The 17,622-nt window shown below is 73.0% G+C and carries 16 protein-coding genes; 10 read left to right on the top strand and 6 right to left on the bottom strand.

From position 1 onward, the window contains the following. Positions 1-61: 61 nt before the first annotated feature. From ACGFI7_RS07725 to ACGFI7_RS07715, 3 genes are read right to left on the bottom strand one after another with little or no spacing between them, the layout of a single operon-like run. The gene (locus ACGFI7_RS07725; RefSeq protein WP_393400533.1) at positions 62-2,527 is read right to left on the bottom strand and encodes a polynucleotide kinase-phosphatase; all 2,466 of its coding nucleotides are present in this window, start codon (positions 2,525-2,527) and stop codon (positions 62-64) included. Then, positions 2,511-4,025, bottom strand: coding sequence for a 3' terminal RNA ribose 2'-O-methyltransferase Hen1 (locus ACGFI7_RS07720; RefSeq protein WP_393400530.1), 1,515 nt, complete (start codon positions 4,023-4,025; stop codon positions 2,511-2,513). Before ACGFI7_RS07720 ends, ACGFI7_RS07725 begins: the two co-directional genes overlap by 17 nt. A gap of 59 nt (positions 4,026-4,084) precedes the next feature. Continuing rightward, on the bottom strand, positions 4,085-4,999 hold the full coding sequence (locus ACGFI7_RS07715; protein ID WP_393400528.1) for an LLM class F420-dependent oxidoreductase: 915 nt from the start codon (positions 4,997-4,999) through the stop codon (positions 4,085-4,087). 120 nt (positions 5,000-5,119) lie between these two features. On the opposite strand from ACGFI7_RS07715, the gene ACGFI7_RS07710 reads away from it, so the two are divergent. From ACGFI7_RS07710 to ACGFI7_RS07680, 7 genes are all read left to right on the top strand, one after another. Beyond that, entirely contained in the window at positions 5,120-6,133 is a 1,014-nt protein-coding gene (locus ACGFI7_RS07710) for a hypothetical protein (RefSeq protein ID WP_393400526.1), read from the top strand. 72 nt (positions 6,134-6,205) lie between these two features. Continuing rightward, positions 6,206-7,342, top strand: a complete 1,137-nt coding sequence (locus tag ACGFI7_RS07705) for a sensor histidine kinase (RefSeq protein ID WP_393400523.1) — start codon at positions 6,206-6,208, stop codon at positions 7,340-7,342. Beyond that, complete coding sequence (locus ACGFI7_RS07700; protein WP_393400520.1) at positions 7,339-8,427, top strand: sensor histidine kinase; 1,089 nt, start codon at positions 7,339-7,341, stop codon at positions 8,425-8,427. Before ACGFI7_RS07705 ends, ACGFI7_RS07700 begins: the two co-directional genes overlap by 4 nt. Continuing rightward, on the top strand, positions 8,424-9,023 hold the full coding sequence (locus ACGFI7_RS07695; protein ID WP_393400518.1) for a DNA-binding response regulator: 600 nt from the start codon (positions 8,424-8,426) through the stop codon (positions 9,021-9,023). Before ACGFI7_RS07700 ends, ACGFI7_RS07695 begins: the two co-directional genes overlap by 4 nt. 78 nt (positions 9,024-9,101) lie before the next feature. Beyond that, positions 9,102-9,437 carry an ArsR/SmtB family transcription factor gene (locus ACGFI7_RS07690; protein ID WP_393400516.1) on the top strand — a complete coding sequence of 112 codons (336 nt, stop codon included), beginning with the start codon at positions 9,102-9,104 and terminating at the stop codon, positions 9,435-9,437. Next, a complete protein-coding gene (locus tag ACGFI7_RS07685) occupies positions 9,430-10,023 on the top strand; it encodes a TIGR03086 family metal-binding protein (protein ID WP_393400514.1) in 594 nt (197 codons plus the stop codon). The genes ACGFI7_RS07690 and ACGFI7_RS07685 overlap by 8 nt, the downstream gene beginning before the upstream one ends. After that, a complete protein-coding gene (locus ACGFI7_RS07680; RefSeq protein WP_393400511.1) occupies positions 10,020-10,508 on the top strand; it encodes an SRPBCC family protein in 489 nt (162 codons plus the stop codon). The genes ACGFI7_RS07685 and ACGFI7_RS07680 overlap by 4 nt, the downstream gene beginning before the upstream one ends. On the opposite strand, the gene ACGFI7_RS07675 is transcribed toward ACGFI7_RS07680, so the two are convergent. Further along, entirely contained in the window at positions 10,505-11,758 is a 1,254-nt protein-coding gene (locus ACGFI7_RS07675) for a class I SAM-dependent RNA methyltransferase (RefSeq protein ID WP_393400509.1), read from the bottom strand. The genes ACGFI7_RS07680 and ACGFI7_RS07675 overlap by 4 nt on opposite strands. A 59-nt stretch (positions 11,759-11,817) precedes the next feature. Here ACGFI7_RS07675 and ACGFI7_RS07670 point away from each other — a divergent pair, with 59 nt between their 5' ends. Then, the gene (locus tag ACGFI7_RS07670) at positions 11,818-13,446 is read left to right on the top strand and encodes an alpha/beta hydrolase (protein WP_393400506.1); all 1,629 of its coding nucleotides are present in this window, start codon (positions 11,818-11,820) and stop codon (positions 13,444-13,446) included. On the opposite strand, the gene ACGFI7_RS07665 is transcribed toward ACGFI7_RS07670, so the two are convergent. Further along, positions 13,433-15,475: an APC family permease gene (locus ACGFI7_RS07665; RefSeq protein WP_393400504.1), complete on the bottom strand. Its 2,043-nt coding sequence runs from the start codon at positions 15,473-15,475 to the stop codon at positions 13,433-13,435. The genes ACGFI7_RS07670 and ACGFI7_RS07665 overlap by 14 nt on opposite strands. 103 nt (positions 15,476-15,578) lie before the next feature. Here ACGFI7_RS07665 and ACGFI7_RS07660 point away from each other — a divergent pair, with 103 nt between their 5' ends. Both ACGFI7_RS07660 and ACGFI7_RS07655 read left to right on the top strand, forming a co-directional pair. Then, positions 15,579-16,247, top strand: coding sequence for a potassium channel family protein (locus ACGFI7_RS07660; RefSeq protein WP_393400502.1), 669 nt, complete (start codon positions 15,579-15,581; stop codon positions 16,245-16,247). Continuing rightward, positions 16,247-16,906, top strand: a complete 660-nt coding sequence (locus ACGFI7_RS07655; protein ID WP_393400500.1) for a potassium channel family protein — start codon at positions 16,247-16,249, stop codon at positions 16,904-16,906. Before ACGFI7_RS07660 ends, ACGFI7_RS07655 begins: the two co-directional genes overlap by 1 nt. Before the next feature lie 44 nt (positions 16,907-16,950). Here the strand turns inward: ACGFI7_RS07655 and ACGFI7_RS07650 are convergent, their stop codons facing one another. After that, positions 16,951-17,619: a DUF3159 domain-containing protein gene (locus ACGFI7_RS07650; RefSeq protein WP_393400498.1), complete on the bottom strand. Its 669-nt coding sequence runs from the start codon at positions 17,617-17,619 to the stop codon at positions 16,951-16,953. Positions 17,620-17,622 lie beyond the last annotated feature (3 nt).

Raw genomic sequence — 17,622 nt, 5'->3', positions numbered from 1 at the left:
CGGGATCACAGCCTCGGGATCACAGCCTCGGGATCACAGCCTCGGGATCACAGCCTCGGGATCACAGCCTCGGGTCCACGGGCTCCGACTCCAGGGCGAGGACGGCGAACACCGGCTCGTGCACCCGCCAGCCCGGCTCGCCGTCGGCCAGCCGCGCCAGCGCCTCCAGGCCGAGCGCGTGCTCGCGCAGCGCGAGCGAGCGCTTCTTGCCGAGGAAGCGCCTGCGCAGCACGTCCAGCGACTCGGTGTAGTCGGGGCCGTAGATGATCCGGAGATACTCCCTGCCCCTGACCTTGACGCCCGGCTGCACCCGCCCCGCCACGTGCGCGGCCGGCTTGACCACCATGCCCTCGCCCCCGGCCGCGGTCAGCGACTCCCACCAGTCCACGGCCTCGGCCCTGGACTGGGCCGAACCGAGCGTGACGAACACATGCCGGGTCTGGGCGATGATCGGGGCCGTGAGCGTGGCCAGCGTCTCCAGGTGCCAGGCGTGCGGCTCCAGCGCCGTGGCGCGTCCCTGGCACGCCAGGATCTGGAAGGGCGCGACCCGTACCCCCTCCAGGCCGTCGACCGGCCAGCAGTAGCGCGCGTACGCGTCGCGGAACAGCGCGGCGTTGCCCGCGCGGCGGCGGGTGCGGTCGAGCAGCCCGGCCACGTCCAGCCCGCGCCCGGCCGCCGCCTCCAGCGCGGCGACCGCGTCGGGCAGCGCGGCGCGGGCGGCGGCGCCGACCGAGGCGTACTGGCTCCTGATCAGGTCGCCGGCCTTGGCGGACCAGGGCAGCAGCTCGCAGTCGAGCGCCACCCAGTCGGAGCCGAGCGCGTCCCACAGCGGCTCGCAGGCCGCGCGCAGCCGGTCGACCAGCGGCGCGGTGTCGGCGAAGAACGGCCGGCCGGTGCGGGTGTAGACGGCGCCGGCGCTGCCGTCGGTGACGCCGAACCGCTCGGCGGCCACCTCGGGCGTCCTGGCGAGCACGGCCACGGCACGCGAGCCCATGTGCTTCTCCTCGCACACCACCTGCTCCACCCCGGCCGCGGCGAACTCCTCGAACGCCTCGTGCGGGTGCTCCAGGTAGCCGTCGAGCCTCGATGTCTCGGGCGGCGCCATGGTCGGCGGCAGGTAGACCAGCCAGCGCGGGTCCACCGAGAACCGGCTCATCACCTCCAGCGCCGCGGCGGCGTTCTCCTCGCGCACCTTGATCCGGCCGCCGAACCTGGTCTCGACGTGGCGGGTGCCGCGCACGTCGTCGATGGCGAGCAGCTCCGGGTCGCGGGTGGGGGCGGGGGCGGTGAGCGGCTTGACCGGCTCGTACCAGACCTGCTGGGCGGGGACCTGGACCAGCTCGCGCTCCGGGTAGCGCAGCGCGGTCAGCGAGCCGCCGAAGACGCAGCCGGTGTCGAGGCAGATCGTGTTGTTGACCCACTCGGGCCGCACGGTCGGGGTGTGGCCGTAGACGACCATGGCGGTGCCGCGGTATTCCTGCGCCCACGGGTAGCGGACCGGCAGGCCGTACTCGTCGGTCTCGCCGGTGGTGTCGCCGTACAGCGCGAAGGCCCGCACCCGGCCGGAGGCGCGGCCGTGGTAGGACTCCTTGAGCCCGGCGTGCGCCACCACCAGCCGCCCGCCGTCGAGCACGTAGTGGCTGATCAGCCCGTCCATGAAGGCCCGTGCCCGCTCGGTGAACTCCGGCGGCTGCGCGGCGAGCTGGTCGAGCGACTCGCGCAGGCCGTGCGCGACCGTGACCTTGCGGCCGGCCAGCGCGCGCACCAGCTTGGCCTCGTGGTTGCCCGCGACGCAGATCGCGGTGCCGGCCTCGACCATGTCCATGACCAGGCGGAGCACGCCCGGCGTGTCGGGCCCGCGGTCCACCAGGTCGCCGACGAAGACGGCGGTGCGGCCCTCGGGATGCGTCGTGCCCTGCCAGCCGAGCTTCTCCAGCAGCGCCTCCAGCTCGGCCCGGCAGCCGTGCACGTCGCCGATGACGTCGAACGGGCCGGTCAGCTCGCGCTTGTCCGTCCACGCCTTCTCGTGGCCGACCTCGGCGGCCTCGATCTGCTCGACGCCGCGCAGCACGTGCACCTTCCTGAAGCCGTCGCGGGAGATCTTGCCCAGCGAGCGGCGCAGCTCCTTGCGCTGGCGGATGACGACCCGCGCGCCGAAGTCGCGGTCGGGCCTGGCGGCGTTGCGCTCGACCGCCACCTCCTCAGGCACGTCCAGCACGATCGCGTCGCACAGCACGTCGTGCTTCCTGGCCAGGTCGATGAGGCTCCTGCGGGCGGCGTACTGCACGTTGGTCGCGTCCACGACGGTGAGCAGGCCGCGCGCCAGGCGCACGCCGACGATGTGGTGCAGCAGGTCGAAGGCGGCCGGGGTGGCGCCCTGGTCGTTCTCGTCGTCGGAGACCAGCCCGCGGCAGAAGTCGGACGAGATGACCTGCGTCGGCTTGAAGTGGCGGGCGGCGAAGGTCGACTTGCCGCTTCCGGAGACGCCGACGAGCACCACCAGGGACAGCTCAGGAACGCTGATCACGGGTGAACACTCCCATCTGGGTGGGCGGGCCGAGCTCCGGGTCCTCCTCGCCGACCGGCCGCAGCTCGACGCGGTAGCCGTGCCGCCCGGCCACGCCGTCGGCCCAGGCGGCGAACTCGGCGCGGGTCCACTCGAAGCGGTGGTCGGGGTGGCGCAGGCCGGTGAGGAAGGCGTAGCGCGGGTTGTACTCGACGTTCGGAGTGGTGACGACGACGTGGCCGGGCTTGGCGTGGCCGAACACGACCTGTTCGAGCGCGGCCAGGCGGGGCGGGTCGACGTGCTCGATCACCTCCATCAGCACGGCGGCGTCGTAGCCGGCCAGGCGCCTGTCGGTGTACGTGAGCGCGCCCTGGAAGAGCGTGAGCCTGGCGCGCTTGGCGTCGGGCATGCGCTCCAGCTTGAGCTTGCGCGCGGCGATGGTGAGCGCCATCGCCGAGACGTCCATGCCCGCCACCCGGGCGAAGCGCGGCCTGGACAGCAGCGCGCCGACCAGCTCGCCCTGGCCGCAGCCGAGATCGATGACGCTGGTCGCGCCGAGCTCCTCCAGGGTCTCCAGCACGGCGGCCCGGCGCTGCAGGTTGAGCGACACCCGCTTCTCCGGCCGGGCCCCGGTCTCACCCTCGTCGCCGGCGGTGGTGCCGGTGGCGGTCTCGGGGGTCGCGCCCTGGGCCTCGGCCTCGGCGGCGGCCGCCTCGTCGGCCGCCGTCTCCCCCGCCCCCGCCTCCTCCGCGAGCGCGGGCTCCAGCCGCTCCTCGGGCTCGTCGCCCAGCTCGGCCAGCCGGGCCAGCGCGGTGCGCGCCAGGGCCCAGCGCCGCCCCAGGTAGCGGCGGGTGATGAAGGTCCGCTCCGGGTGCCCGTACAGCCAGCCTTCCCCGGCGCGGATCAGCTTGTCGACCTCGTCGGGCGCGACCCAGTAGTGCTTGCCGTCGTCGAGCACCGGCAGCAGCACGTACAGGTGGTTGAGCGCGTCGGCCAGCCGGACCGTGCCGGACAGCTCCAGCCGCACGTACCGCGAGTCGCCCCACTCGGGGAAGCCCTCGTCGAGCGGCACCGGCAGGGCGCTCACCTGCCAGCCGAGCGGCGCGAAGAGCCGCTCGGCCAGCTCGGGGGCGCCCCTGCAGGGCAGCGCGGGCAGCCGGATCTCCAGCGGCAGCGGCGACGCCGCCAGCTCGGGCCTGGCCGTGCAGCGCCCGGCCCGCGCGGTGCGGAACACGTCACCCAGCGCCACCGCCAGCAGCGACGACGCGGCGTACGGCCGGTCGTTGACGTACTGGCCCAGGCTGAAGTCCGGCGTGGCCTTGCCGCGCGACCTGGTCAGCGTGACCGAGTCGACGTCGAGCAGCAGCGCCGCCGTGCACCGCTCCTCCCCCGCCTCCGGATAGAACACGATCGCCTCACCGAACGACTGGCCGAACCGCTGCACCCGCTCGGGATGCTTGTGCAGCAGGAAGCCCAGATCGGTGGCGGGACGGGCCGTGGTGGAGATCGTCAGGAGCACGGGGACAAGTGTGCCCCAGCCCGGCGAAACGCCGCCATCGACTTTACCGCCGCACAACGTCACACGTGGGGCAGCACCTCGGCGGCGATGAGCTCCAGGTGGTCCAGGTCGGTCAGGTCGAGGACCTGCAGGTAGATCCGCTCCGCGCCGAGCGAGCCGAACGCGCTGATCTTCTCCAGCACCTCGGCCGGCGTCCCGGTCAGCCCCTCTTCCCGCAGCCGGTCCAGCGGCGTGCCGATGGCGGCGGCCCGGCGCTCCAGCTCGGCCTGGTCGCGGCCCACGCAGACGACCTGCGCCGCCGACATGAGGATGTCCCTGCCGGTCTCCTCGGCCGCCCTGCGGACCCGGTCGAAGGCCGTGCCGGTCTCCTCCACGGTGTGGAAGGGCACGTTGTACTCGTCGGCGAAGGCGGCGGCCAGGCGCGGCGTGCGCTTGGCGCCGAACCCGCCGATGATGATCGGCGGGCAGGGCCGCTGCGCCGGCTTGGGCAGCGCGGGCGAGTCGACGAGCCGGTAGTAGGCGCCGTCGTAGGAGTACGCCTTCTCCGCCGTCCACAAGCCCTTGATGATCTCCAACTGCTCCTCGAACCGGCCGAACCGCTCGGCCGTGGGCGGGAAGGGGATGCCGTACGCGGCGTGCTCGCCGTCGTACCAGCCGGTGCCGAGGCCGAGCTCGACCCGGCCGCCGCTCATCTGGTCGACCTGGGCCACGCTGATCGCCAGCGGCCCGGGCAGCCGGAACGTGGTCGGCGTCACCAGCGTGCCCAGCCTGATCGAGGAGGTCTCGCGGGCCAGCCCCGCCAGCGTGATCCAGGCGTCGGTGGAGCCGGGGCCCTGGTCGCCGTCCCCGATGCGCTGGTAGTGGTCGGAACGGAAGAAGGCGTCGAAGCCGAGCCTCTCGGCTGTCTTGGCCACGGTGAGCAACTCGTCGTAGGTGGCACCCTGCTGGGGCTCGGTGAAAATCCGCAACTTCATGTCGCCCATTATCGATCCAAAGCGGACGTCATCCGGAGATTGACCGCGCGCCACCCCGAACGCTTGCTAACGTCCACACTCGACCGCGTTCCGTAGCTACACGATCACAGGGAGTGGCTCATGTCGGCTTCACGGCGCAGACGACCCACCGGTACGCTCCCGCGCCCGCTCGCCTTCCTGGCCGCGGCCGTCCTGGCGGGGGCCACCGGGACGGCGATCTCCCTGCTTCCCGCCCAGGCCGTGCTCCACCAGGCGGCGCCCGTGCCCCCGCCCAGCCGGGCCGCCACCCCGTCGCCGTCCTCCTCCCCGCCCTCGTCGCCCGCCCCGGCCGGGCCGTCCGGGTTCGTCACGTTCGTCGACACCGCCGCCGACCCCGGTTTCGACCTGCCCGCCGACGCGCGCCGCACGGGTGTGCGCTGGTACGCGCTCGGCCATCTGCGGGCCGCGCCCGACGGCTGCGCGCAGCGGTGGGCGGGACGGCTCGCGTTCGGCCACGACCCGGTGGCCAACCGGATCGGCCGGCTGCGGGCCCTGGGCGGCGACGCCGGGCTGGTCTTCGGCGGTCCGGCGGGCGAGGCCGCCGCCACCTGCGTCCAGCAGGGCGCGCTGACCGCCGCGTACCGCCGGGCCGTCGGCGCCTTCGGCGCCCGCTACGTCGACTTCGAGCTGCCCGTGCCCGGAGACCGGGCGACGGTGCTGCGACGGGCCCGCGCGATCAGGGCCCTGCAGCGGGAGCGGCCGCTGCGGGCCGGTTTCACGCTGCCGCTGCGGGCCGACGGACTGGCCGGGCGTGACGCCGAGATGCTGCGGCTGACCCGGGAGGCGGGCGCCGACGTGGCCACCGTGAACGTGCTGGCGGAGATCGACTCGCCGGGCGCCCCGGAGGACCGCCTGCGACGGCTCGCGGTCGCCCTGCGGGCCGCCCGCGTCCAGGTCGCGCGCGCGTACGGGCTGGCGAGCCCGGACGAGGCGTGGCCGCGGCTCGCGGTGACGTGCGTGCTGACCGGGCCGGCCGGCCTGAGCGTGACGGAGGCCCGCAAGCTGGCCGGGTTCGCCGCCCGCCACCGGCTGGCGTGGTTGTCGCTGAGGGGGGCCGCGCCCGATCCGGAGGTGGCCCGGATTCTGCGAGGCTGACCACTCCAGCCGCTCCGGGCGACTTATAGGCTTTTGCCTGGAAAGCGGCCGAAGAGCGGTTAGGGAGTCAGGGTGGCCACCAGGCCGGACACGGCGAAGAAGATCCTCCTTTACTGGATGGACGGCATGGTCCTCCTGATAGGGGCCGTGCTCGCTCTCCGGATCGTCGTCACCGTCCAGGAAGGCGTGCTCGGCTGGCCCACCGCGGCCGCGTCCACCGTGTGCCTGGTGGTGATCCTCCTCACCTTCTCCCTCATCATGCGGAGCGCCTTCGACGACCGGCCGCGGCCCACGAGGAAGCTGCTCGTGTCCGGGGCGGCGGTGGCGGTCCTCCTGCTGCTGCCGAAGCCGCCCGGCGACGCCTTCCTGACCTCGGGGGTGGTGTACTTCTGGGTCAGCGTCGTCGTGCTCTACCTGCCGCTCTGGGTGACCGTCGTGGTGGGGATGACGCTGGTCACGGTCACCACGTTGCTGAACGTCGCGGCCGGTGTCCCGTGGCAGGTCGCCCTGTTCGCCCAGTTCGTCAGCATGGTGACGTTGCCGCTGGCGATGTGGTTGTGGCGCTGGCTGTGGTGGACGATCAGGGACGCGCACGACAGCCAGGAGGCCAAGGCCAGGCTCGCCGTCGCCGAGGAGCGGCTGCGCTTCGCCCGCGACCTCCATGATCTGCTCGGCCACAGCCTGTCGGTCATCACGCTGAAGAGCGAGCTGGCCGCCAAGCTCGCCGCCAAGGACGCCGGCAAGGCCGAGGCGGAGATGGCCGACGTGCGACGGCTGGCCGGAGAGTCGCTGATGGAGGTCCAGCTCGCCGTGGACGGCTACCGGTCGCTGGATCTGGACGAGGAACTGGCCAGGGCCCGCACCGCGCTGGAGGCCGCGGGCACCCGCTGCGTCGTGCACACGGCCGCGGACGAGCTGACGCCGGCCGCCCGCGCGCTGCTCGCCTGGGTGGTGCGCGAGGGCGCGACGAACGTGCTCAAGCACAGCTCCGCCTCCCGCTGCTCGATCACCTTCGCCGACGGCGAGCTGGAGATGTGCAACGACGGCGCGCCGGGCCCGGCCGGCGGCGAGGCCGATCACGGGGCGACCGACACGGTCGGGAGCGGGCTGCGCGGCCTGGCCGAGCGGATGACCGCGGCGGGCGGCACCCTGTCCGCCGGGCCGGCCCGCGACGGGGAGTTCGTGCTGCGGGCGCGGGTGCCCGCATGAGGCGCGCGACCCGGCTGGACAAGGTCCGGTGGCTCGTCGTCTACTCGACCGACATCGTCTTCCTGCTCGGTCTGTCCGGGCTGCTCATGATGTACGCGGCGTGGCAGGGCGGCATGCCGGGCCCCTTGGCCGCCGGCGGCGCCGTGCTCGCCGTCCTGCTCGTGGCGATCGGGATGCGGGTGTTCCGGCTGGCGGTCAGAGGGGCGCCCCGGCCGACCGCGCTGCTGGTCGTCGCCGGGGTGGCGGGGCTGCTGCTGACCCCGTTCGTCGCCATCATGACGATCCCGATCTGGCCGGCCACGATGACGCCGTGGGTGCGCAGGCGCACCGTCCTCCTGATCGCGGCCGTCTCGCTCGTCCTGCCGAACGTCCTGCTCGCGGTGAACGGCCAGTTCGAGCCGCTGGTGCTGGTCACGCAGGTGTTCTTCACCGCCCTCATGGTCGCCGGGGTCCCGGTGAACCTGTGGCTGTGGCGCATCACCAAGGAGGCGCACGAGGGCCAGGAGGCCAGGGCCATGCTGGCCGTGTCGGAGGAGCGGCTGCGCTTCGCCCGCGACCTCAACGACCTGCTCGGCCAGAGCCTCACCGGCATCGCGGCCAGGACCGCCGAGGCGGAGGGCCTGCTCCGCGCCGACCCGGAAGCGGCCGGGCGGGAGATGTTCGAGGTACGCGACCTCGCCCGGCGGTCGCTGCGCGAGGTGCGCGCCACCGTGCAGACCTACCGGGCGCTCGACATCGACGAGGTGCTGGCCAGCGTCCGCGCCGTCCTGGAGGCCGCCGGCGTGCGCTGCGCCGTGGAGTGCGACGCCGGCGCGCTGCCGCCCGAGACCCGCACCCTGCTGGCCACCGTGGTCCGCGAGGGCGCGACGAACGTGCTCAAGCACAGCAAGGCCGAGCACTGCACGATCACCATCAAGGAGGGGATCCTGGAGATGACCAACGACGGCGTCATCGGCCCGGTGGGCGAGCACGCGCCGAACGGACTCGGCGGGCTGGGCCAGCGCGTCCGCGGCGCCGGCGGCACGCTGACGGCCGGGCCCACGTCGGGCGGGGACTACGTGCTGAAGATGGTGGTGCCGGCATGACCACGCGGGTGCTGCTGGCCGACGACGAGCACCTCATCCGGGGCGCGCTCGCCGCGCTGCTCGACCTGGAGGCCGGCATCGAGGTCGTGGCCCAGGTGGGCAGGGGCGACGAGGTGGTGGCCGCGGTCGCCGAGCACCGGCCGGACGTGGCCGTGCTGGACATCGAGATGCCCGGGATGGACGGATTGAGCGCGGCCGAGCAGATCAGCTCCCAGTGCAAGATCGTGATCCTGACGAGCCTGGGCCGGCCCGGATACCTGCGCAGGGCCATGGCCGCCGGGGTGAGCGGGTTCCTGGGCAAGGACGCCTCCGCCGAGGAGCTGGCCATGGCGATCCGCAAGGTGCAGTCGGGCGGGCGCTATCTCGACGCCGAACTGGCCGCCGCCGCGATGGCCGCGGGCGACAGCCCGCTGACCGACCGGGAGCGCGACGCGCTGCGGCTGGCCGGCGACGGGTACACGATCGCGCGGATCGCGGGCGAGCTCCACCTGACGGAGGGCACGGTGCGCAACTACCTGTCGAGCGCGATGACCAAGCTGAACGCCCAGAACCGTCTGGAGGCCATCAGGACGGCCCAGCGCATGGGCTGGCTCTAGGACCGCACGCGTACCGGTTGACGTCGAGCACGCCGGAGTAGTACAAAACCACATGGTTATGAAACTCCAAGGTTATGGATGAGCGTGCTCGACGACACCTTCGCCGCCCTCGCGGACCCGACGCGGCGGGCGATCCTCGCCCGGCTCAGGTCCGGCGAGGCCACCGTGACAGAACTCGCCCGCCCCTTCGCCATGAGCCAGCCGGCCATCTCCAAGCACCTCAAGGTGCTCGAACGCGCCGGCCTCATCACCCGGGGCAAGGACGCCCAACGACGCCCCTGCCGGCTCCAGGCGGAGCCGCTCAAGGCCGCCACCGACTGGCTGGAGGGCTACAGCCGGTTCTGGGAGGACCGCTACCGGCAGCTCGACGACCTCCTGGACGAACTCAAGGACGAAAGGGGCGACGATGGGTGAGATCGCCGGCCGCTACCGGCGGCGCGCGGACGCCTTCGACCGCAAGGTCGCGGCCGTCCGCCCTGGCCAGTGGGACGACCCGTCCCCGTGCGAGCAGTGGACCGCCCGTGACGTGGTGCGGCACATCATCGACATGCACGGCGTGGTCCTGCGCCCGCTCGACCGCGCGCTGAGCGCCGCGCCGTCCGTGGACGAGGACCCGCTCGCCGCGTTCCGGGCCGCGCGGGCCGACGTCGAGGCGATCCTGGACGACCCCTCGCTGGCGGGCCTCACGTGTGAGACGCCCACCGGCCCGATGACGATCGAGGAGCACATCGACCAGGTCCCGAGCGCCGACCTCCCGCTGCACGGATGGGATCTCGCCCGGGCCACCGGCCAGGACGACACCATGGACCCCGACGACGTGGCCTACCACTGGGCGGCCATCACCGCGCTGCCGGCCGGCCTGCTGGAGAAGTACCGCACGCCCGGCGCGTTCGGTCCCGGCGTGGAGGTGTTCGGCCCGGAGGTGCGGGTCGAGGACGACGCCTCGCCGCAGGACCGGCTGCTCGGCCTCATCGGCCGCGATCCGCGGTGGTCAGCGTGACGGCCGGGGTCACCGTCCTGACGCCGTCCGACAGGACCGTGGTCATGGTGCGGGTCTTCGGCGCACCCCGCCGGCTCGTCTTCGACGCCTGGACCAAGCCCTCGCTGCTGGTCAGGTGGTACGGAGCGGACGGCTGGAATCTGGTCGTGGCCGAGGTCGACCTCCGGGTCGGCGGCGCGTGGCGCTTCGTCTGGGACGGCCCGGACGGCGCCTCGATGGCCTCCGGCGGGGTCTACCGGGAGATCGCCCCGCCCGCCCGCCTCGCGTACACGGAGTCCTTCGACGACCACTGGTATCCGGGCGAGTCGCTGGTCGGCCACGACCTCGCCGAACAGGACGGCAGGACGACGCTGACCACCACCATGGTGTTCGACTCGCGGGCCACCCGCGACCTCGTCGTCGCCTCCCCCATGGCCCGCGGCGTGGCCGAGGGCTTCGACCGGCTGGACGCGGTGCTGTCGGCCGCCGGGGAGGCCCCGTCCTAGGGGGCTCTGACCAGGAAGGCGACGCACTCGACGTGGTGGGTCATCGGGAAGGCGTCGAAGGCGCGCAGGTCGGCCAGCGGGTAGCCGTGCCCGGCCAGCCAGCCGAGGTCGCGGGCCAGCGTGGCGGGGTCGCAGGACACGTACACGATGCGTGACGGCTCCAGGCCTGCGATGCGGGCGACCACCTCGCGGCCGAGGCCCGCCCGGGGCGGGTCGACGACGACCAGGTCGGCGCGCTCGATCGCGTAACGGTCGAGCGCGTCCTCCACCCGGCCCCGCTCCACCCGCGCCTGGGGCAGGTCGCGGAGGTTGGCGCGGGCGTCGCGCACGGCGGTGGCGTCGGACTCCAGGCCGAACACGGCGCCGTCGGGACCGACCGCCTCGGCCAGCCCGGCGGCGAACAGCCCGGCGCCGCAGTAGAGGTCGAGCGCCCACTCCCCCGGCTCGGGGGCGGCGTAGGCGAGCACGGCGTCGAGCAGGGTCTCGGCGGCGCCCGGGTGGACCTGCCAGAAGCCGCTGCCCGCGACCCGGAACTCACGCCCGCCGGCCCGTTCGTGCAGCACCCCGGAGCCGCGCCGCGCGGCGGTGCGGCCCTTGCCCTCGTCGAGCAGGATCGCGGCGGGCGCGTCGAGGTCGGGCACCACGGCGGGACGGCGGGGCCGCGGGGTGACGACGACGGCCCGCTCGCCGCCGGACGAGGCGATCACCTCGACCGCGCGGGCGCCCGGCCAGTCGTGCGTCTCCGCGCCGACGGCCTCGACCTCGGGGTGGGCGATCAGGCAGGCGTCGATCGGCTGGACCTCGTGGGAGCGGTGCCGGCGCAGGCCGAGCCGGCCGTCGGGGCGGGCGGCGAACTGCACGCGGGTGCGCCAGCCGAGCCCGTCCTTCGCGCCGGGCACCTCCTCGACGACGACCTCGCGGTCGATGCCGGCGAGGCGGCGCAGCTGCTCGGCGACCACGTCGGCCTTCAGCCGGCGCTGCGCCTCCAGGGTGGCGTGCTGCCAGTCGCAGCCGCCGCACAGGCCGGGGCCGGCGTACGGGCAGGGCGGCACGACCCGGTCGGGCGAGGCCTCGATGATCCGCACGGCGTCGGCCCGCAGGAAGCGGCTCGTCTCCTCGGTGACCTCGGCGACCACGCGCTCTCCCGGCAGCGCGTGGCGGACGAAGACCACCCGGCCCTCGTGGCGCGCCACACACCAGCCGCCGTGCGCGACCGGCCCCACCGTCAGCTCGAATGATGCCTGTTCCACATCCGACACCCTATGCCCGCCAGGATCCCGCCCGGCCCGGTCGACTACCGTTGGTGATCGTGACGGGGTCGCGGCGGGTGGTGCGGCGGCGGCTCGGCTTCGCCGGGACGCTGCTGGCCACCCTGTTCTTCTGCGCCTCGATGACGCCCTCGCTGCTCCCGCGCGCATGGGAGTACCAGGGGGTGATGGGGGCCGTCACGGCGATCATCGGGTACGGGACCGGCGCGTCGGCCGGGGCCGTGTGCCGCGCGGTGATCCCCTACCGGCCGCCGGCGCGATGGGTGCGGTGGGCCTGGCAGATCATGCTGGGGGTGTGCGCCGCGCTGACGGTGGCGGCGCTGTCCTACAGCTACGGCTGGCAGCGCGACCTGCGGGCGCTCATGGGCATGGACACCGAGATCACCTGGTATCCCGCGGTCATCCTGGCGGTGGCGGCCGTGCTGTTCTGCGTGTTCCTGGTGCTGGCCCGGCTGGTCCGGCTGGGCGGCCGCAGGCTGATCGACTGGCTCGACCGCTATGTCCCGAACCTCGTGGGGCACGCGGTCGGCGGGCTGGCCGTGGCCCTCCTGGTCGTCGTGTTCTTCAACGACGTGCTGCTGTCGGGGTTCGTCGCGGCGATGAACAACGTCTCGTCGGTGGCCAACGAGACCACGCCGCCGGGCGTGCGACGGCCGGCCGAGGCGGCGCTGTCGGGGTCGCCGGCGTCGCTGGTGGAGTGGGACCGGCTGGGCCGGGAGGGTCAGGTGTTCACCGGCGACGCGCTGAGCCGGCGGGCCCTGGAGACGTTCTCCGGCAGGCCGGCCGAGCAGCCGATCCGGGTGTACGTCGGCCTTGAGGCGGCGCCGACCCCGGCGGCGCGGGCCGAGCTGGCGGTGCGCGAACTGGAGCGCACCGGGGCGTTCCAGCGCCCGGTGCTGGCCGTGCTGGGCACCACCGGCACGGGCTGGGTCGACCCGGGCATCTGCGAGGCGCTGGAGTACATGTACAACGGCGACACCGCCCTGGTCGCCGTGCAGTACTCGTACCTGCCGAGCTGGGTGTCGTTCCTGGTCGACCAGGAACGGGCGGCGGTGGCGGGCCGCGCGCTGTTCGAGGCGGTCCGGGCGCGCTGGGAGCGGCTGCCCGCCGACGCCCGGCCGCTGCTCCTGGTGGGCGGGGAGAGCCTCGGCTCGTACGCGATGGAGAACGCGTTCGACGGCGTGGACGACCTGGTGGCCCGGACCGACGGCGCGCTGTTCGTCGGTTCCCCTTACGCCAACGCCATCTGGTATGACGTCACCAGCCGGCGCGACCCGGGCAGCCCGGTGTGGCGGCCGGTCTACGAGTCGGGCAAGGTCGTGCGGTTCGCGCAGCGGCCGGCCGACCTGGCGGGCGAACCGCGCCCGCAGGTGGTCTACCTGCAGAACTCCTCCGACCCGGTGGTGTGGTGGACACCCCGGCTGATCTTCGAGCGGCCCACCTGGCTGGAGGAGCCGCGCGCGCCGGGGATCAACCGGCAGATGAACTGGTTCCCGCTGGTGACGTTCTGGCAGGTGCTGGGCGACATGACGGCCGGGCTGGGAGTGCCGGCCGGCCACGGCCACCGCTACGGCGCGCTCATCGTGGACGGGTGGGCGGCCGTCGCCGCGCCGCCCGGCTGGACCGCCGAGGACTCGGCCCGGCTGCGCGTCCGCATCAGCGGCGGGTGACGTCCTTGTCGGCGGACGTGCGCTGCAGCGGGCGGCGCACCCCGCCCGGGGCGAGCGGCTCGGGCCGGCCGGACAACCGGGCCGACGAGTGGAGCTGCCACGGCACGCTGGTCACCATGACGCCCGGCTTGAACAGCAGCCGCGCCTTCAGCCGGAACGCGCTCTGGTTGTGCAGCAGGTGCTCCCACCAGTGGCCGACCACGTACTCGGGGATGAAGACGGTCACCACGTCGCGCGGTGAGCGGCGGCGTACGGACTTGACGTAGTCGAGGATCGGCTGGGTGATCTCGCGGTAGGGCGAGTCGAGCATCTTCAGCGGCACCTGGATGCCGAGGCGCTCCCACTCCTCCTGCAGGCGGCGCGCGTCCGCGCCCTCGACCCCGACCGTGATCGCCTCCAGGGTGGAGGGGCGGGTGGCACGGGCGTACGCGAGCGCCCGCATGGTCGGTTTGTGCAGCTTGGACACCAGCACGATCGCGTGGTTGCGGGCGGGCAGCGTGGACATGTCGATGTCCTCGGTGAGCTCCAGCTCGGCCGCGATGTTGTCGTAGTGGCGGCGGATGCCCTTCATCATGAGGAACAGCAGCGGCATCGCGATGCACACGATCCACGCGCCCACCGCGAACTTGGTGACCAGCACGACCACCAGCACCAGCCCGGTCATGACCGCCCCGACGAAGTTGATCATCCGGGAGCGGTGCATCTGGTGGCGGGCCTTGAGGTCGTCCTCGGTGCGCAGCCGGCGCGTCCAGTGGATGACCATGCCGGTCTGGCTGAGCGTGAAGGACACGAAGACGCCGACGATGTAGAGGTTGAGCAGCCGGCTCACGTCGGCCTGGAACCCCCACAGCAGCAGGCACGCCATCAGGGCCAGCATGATGATGCCGTTGGAGAAGGCCAGCCGGTCGCCGCGGGTGTGGAGCTGGCGGGGCAGGAACCGGTCCTGGGCCAGGATCGACCCGAGCACCGGGAAGCCGTTGAACGCGGTGTTGGCGGCCAGGAACAGCACCAGCGCGGTCAGGCCGGAGATCACGTAGAACGGCGCGGAGCCGCCGCCGAAGACCGCGTCGGCCACCTGCGAGATGATCGGCTGCTGGTGGTAGCCCGCGCCGACGGGGGTGCCGTCGGGCCGCAGCAGGTCGGTGCCGGCGACCGACGGCTCGGCCACCTTGACGCCCGAGGCCAGGCCGAGCGCGATGATGCCGCCGAACATGGCCACCGCGATCAGGCCCATCATGAGCAGCGTCTTGGCGGCGTTGCGGCTCTTGGGCTTGCGGAAGGCCGGCACGCCGTTGCTGATGGCCTCGACACCGGTGAGCGCCGCGCAGCCGGTGGAGAACGCGCGCAGGATCAGGAACGCGGTGGCGAAGGCGGTCAGGTCGCTCTGCTCGGCCACGATGCCGAAGTCGGCGGTGGGGGCGCGCAGCTCGATGCCGAGGAAGACCAGTTCGTACGAGCCGATCGCGACCATGCCGAGCACCGTGATCACGAACGCGTACACCGGCACCGCGAACGCCAGCCCCGACTCGCGCAGCCCGCGCAGGTTGACCAGCGTGAGCGTGATCACGATGGCGATCGCCACGGCCGGCTTGTGCTGGGCGACGAACGGGATCGTGGCGCCCACGTAGTCGACGCCGTTGGCCACCGACACCGCGACCGTGAGCACGTAGTCGACCATGAGCGCGCTGGCCACGGTGAGACCGGCGTTCTGCCCCAGGTTGGTGGAGGCCACCTCGTAGTCGCCGCCGCCGCTGGGGTAGGCGTGCACGTTCTGCCGGTACGAGGCCACCACCGTGATCATGACGACGATGACGGCGATGGCGATCCACGGGCTGTAGGAGTAGAAGGCGACGCCCGCGAGGGAGAGGATGACGAGGATCTCCTGGGGCGCGTACGCCACGGAGGAGAGCGCGTCGCTGGCGAAGACCGGAAGCGCGAGGCGCTTGGGCAGAAGCTGCTCGTGGAGCTGGCCGCTGCGCAGCGCCCGCCCCACGAGCAGTCGTTTGACGAGATCCGATGCTTTCGCCACGTTACGGAATGCTAGCTGTCCGCCTGACGCTGCTCGACGGCGCGCTCCCCGCGCCCGCCATACTGGTGTCGAGCGACCAGCGGACCGCGGAGTGCGGGGGAGTATGCATATTGTGATCATGGGGTGTGGCCGGGTCGGTTCGACCCTCGCCCACATCCTCGAGGACAACGGCCATTCGATCGCGATCATCGATCGTGATCCCCAGGCGTTCCGCCGCCTGCGCGCCGGCTTCCGCGGCCGCCGGGTGACCGGGGTCGGGTTCGACCGCGACGTGCTCACCGAGGCCGGCATCGAGTCCGCCGCCGCCTACGTGGCCGTCTCCAGCGGCGACAACTCCAACATCATCTCCGCCCGGGTGGCCCGCGAGACGTTCGGCGTCGACAACGTGGTCGCCCGCATCTACGACCCCCGGCGGGCCGAGGTCTACCAGCGGCTCGGCATCCCGACCGTGGCGACCGTGCGGTGGACCGCCGACCAGATCCTGCGCCGCATCCTGCCGGAGGGCGCCGAGCCGCTCTGGCGCGACCCGACCGGCACGGTCGTGCTGGCCGAGGTGACCGTCAACCCGTCCTGGATCGGCACCCGCGTGGTCGACCTGGAGGATCAGGTGCGGGCCAGGGCGGCGTTCATCAACCGGATGGGCGAGGCCGTGGTGATCACGCGCACCACCGTCGTGCAGGAGGGCGATGTGCTGCACGTGATCGCCGCCGAGCGCGACATGGACCGGATCAACAAGGTGCTGGCCGTGGCGCCGGAGGAGGACGAAGACTGATGCGGGTCGCCATCGCCGGAGCGGGCGCCGTCGGCCGCTCCATCGCCGCGGAGCTCCTGGAGAACGGCCACCAGGTGTTGCTCATCGACAACAACCCGAAGGCCATCAAGATCGACAGTGTGCCGCGGGCGGAGTGGCTGCTGGCCGACGCGTGCGAGATCGCCTCGCTCGACGAGGCGGGGCTCAACAACTGCCACGTGGTCGTCGCCTCCTCCGGCGACGACAAGGTCAACCTGGTCGTGTCGCTGCTGGCCAAGACCGAGTACGGGGTGCCGCGGGTGGTGGCCAGGATCAACCACCCCAACAACGAGTGGCTGTTCAACGAGTCGTGGGGGGTCGACGTGGCCGTCTCGACGCCACGCCTGCTGAGCGCGCTGGTCGAGGAGGCGGTGAGCGTCGGCGACCTGGTGCGGCTGATGACGTTCCGTCAGGGCCAGGCCAACCTGGTCGAGCTCACGCTGGCCGAGGACGCGCCGGTGGTGGGCCAGCGGGCGGGCTCGGTGCCGTGGCCGACCGACGCGGCGCTGGTGGCGATCCTGCGCGAGGGCCGGGTGCTGGTGCCCACCGCCGACGACCCCCTGGAGGCGGGCGACGAGCTGCTCTTCGTGGCCAACCAGGAGGTGGAGCAGGAGCTCGCCCACCTGCTCTCCCAGCACTGACCGTACGGGCGCGGCCCGTGCGGACCCGGGGCCGGGGCGGCGGGTCAGGCCGGGGCCGGGGGTTTGATCGGGGTGCGGCCGCGGCCGAGCACCCAGACCATCGCCATCAGGGCGGCCACCTGGAGCGGCCAGCCCATGACGATCTTGGCGAAGCCGAGCGCGGCCACCGCCTGGTCGCCGCCGCCGAACAGGTAGACCGGCAGCTGCACCGCCACCCGCACCACACACGGGATCATGAGCAGCCAGGTGAGCCTGGTGCAGAGCCTGACGATGCCCGGATCCTTGTGCCACCCCACCGGGTCGCTGGTGACCGAGCCGATGAGGAAGCCGACGACCGGCCACCGGGTGACGATCGAGACCAGCATCCCGATCGCGTAGGCGCCGTTCCACAGGATGCCGGGCAGGAAGTAGTCCTTGGCGTCACCCGTACGGCTGGCGAAGAACGCGCCGATGGCGATGCCGATGAGGCTGTTGATGACGAACTGCGGCGTGGACCGCTGCACCAGCCTGACGATCAGGAGCAGCACCGCGAGCGCGATGCTGACGATCAGCGACGTGCGCAGCTCTTCGGTGGTGATCCAGGTCAGGGTGAAGGCGATCGTCGGCACGGCCGCCTCGATGATGCCCCGGGCGCCGCCGAACGCCTTGGCGAGCTGGGCGCGCACCGCCGCCTCGACCGTCTCGTGGGCGACCTCTTCAGCCTCGGCACTCACCTG

Source organism: Nonomuraea sp. NPDC048826 (genome assembly GCF_043198225.1).
In the GTDB taxonomy this organism is placed as follows: Bacteria; Actinomycetota; Actinomycetes; order Streptosporangiales; family Streptosporangiaceae; genus Nonomuraea.
Note: the sequence above shows the minus strand (reverse complement) of the source record. Positions and strands in the feature narration are given on the sequence as shown.

Coding starts and splice junctions, on each gene's coding strand:
- ACGFI7_RS07715 (WP_393400528.1), bottom strand. CDS start 4,999: ATGAAGTTGCGGATTTTCACCGAGCCCCAGCAGGGTGCCACCTACGAC.
- ACGFI7_RS07710 (WP_393400526.1), top strand. CDS start 5,120: ATGTCGGCTTCACGGCGCAGACGACCCACCGGTACGCTCCCGCGCCCG.
- ACGFI7_RS07700 (WP_393400520.1), top strand. CDS start 7,339: ATGAGGCGCGCGACCCGGCTGGACAAGGTCCGGTGGCTCGTCGTCTAC.
- ACGFI7_RS07695 (WP_393400518.1), top strand. CDS start 8,424: ATGACCACGCGGGTGCTGCTGGCCGACGACGAGCACCTCATCCGGGGC.
- ACGFI7_RS07690 (WP_393400516.1), top strand. CDS start 9,102: ATGAGCGTGCTCGACGACACCTTCGCCGCCCTCGCGGACCCGACGCGG.
- ACGFI7_RS07685 (WP_393400514.1), top strand. CDS start 9,430: ATGGGTGAGATCGCCGGCCGCTACCGGCGGCGCGCGGACGCCTTCGAC.
- ACGFI7_RS07660 (WP_393400502.1), top strand. CDS start 15,579: ATGCATATTGTGATCATGGGGTGTGGCCGGGTCGGTTCGACCCTCGCC.
- ACGFI7_RS07655 (WP_393400500.1), top strand. CDS start 16,247: ATGCGGGTCGCCATCGCCGGAGCGGGCGCCGTCGGCCGCTCCATCGCC.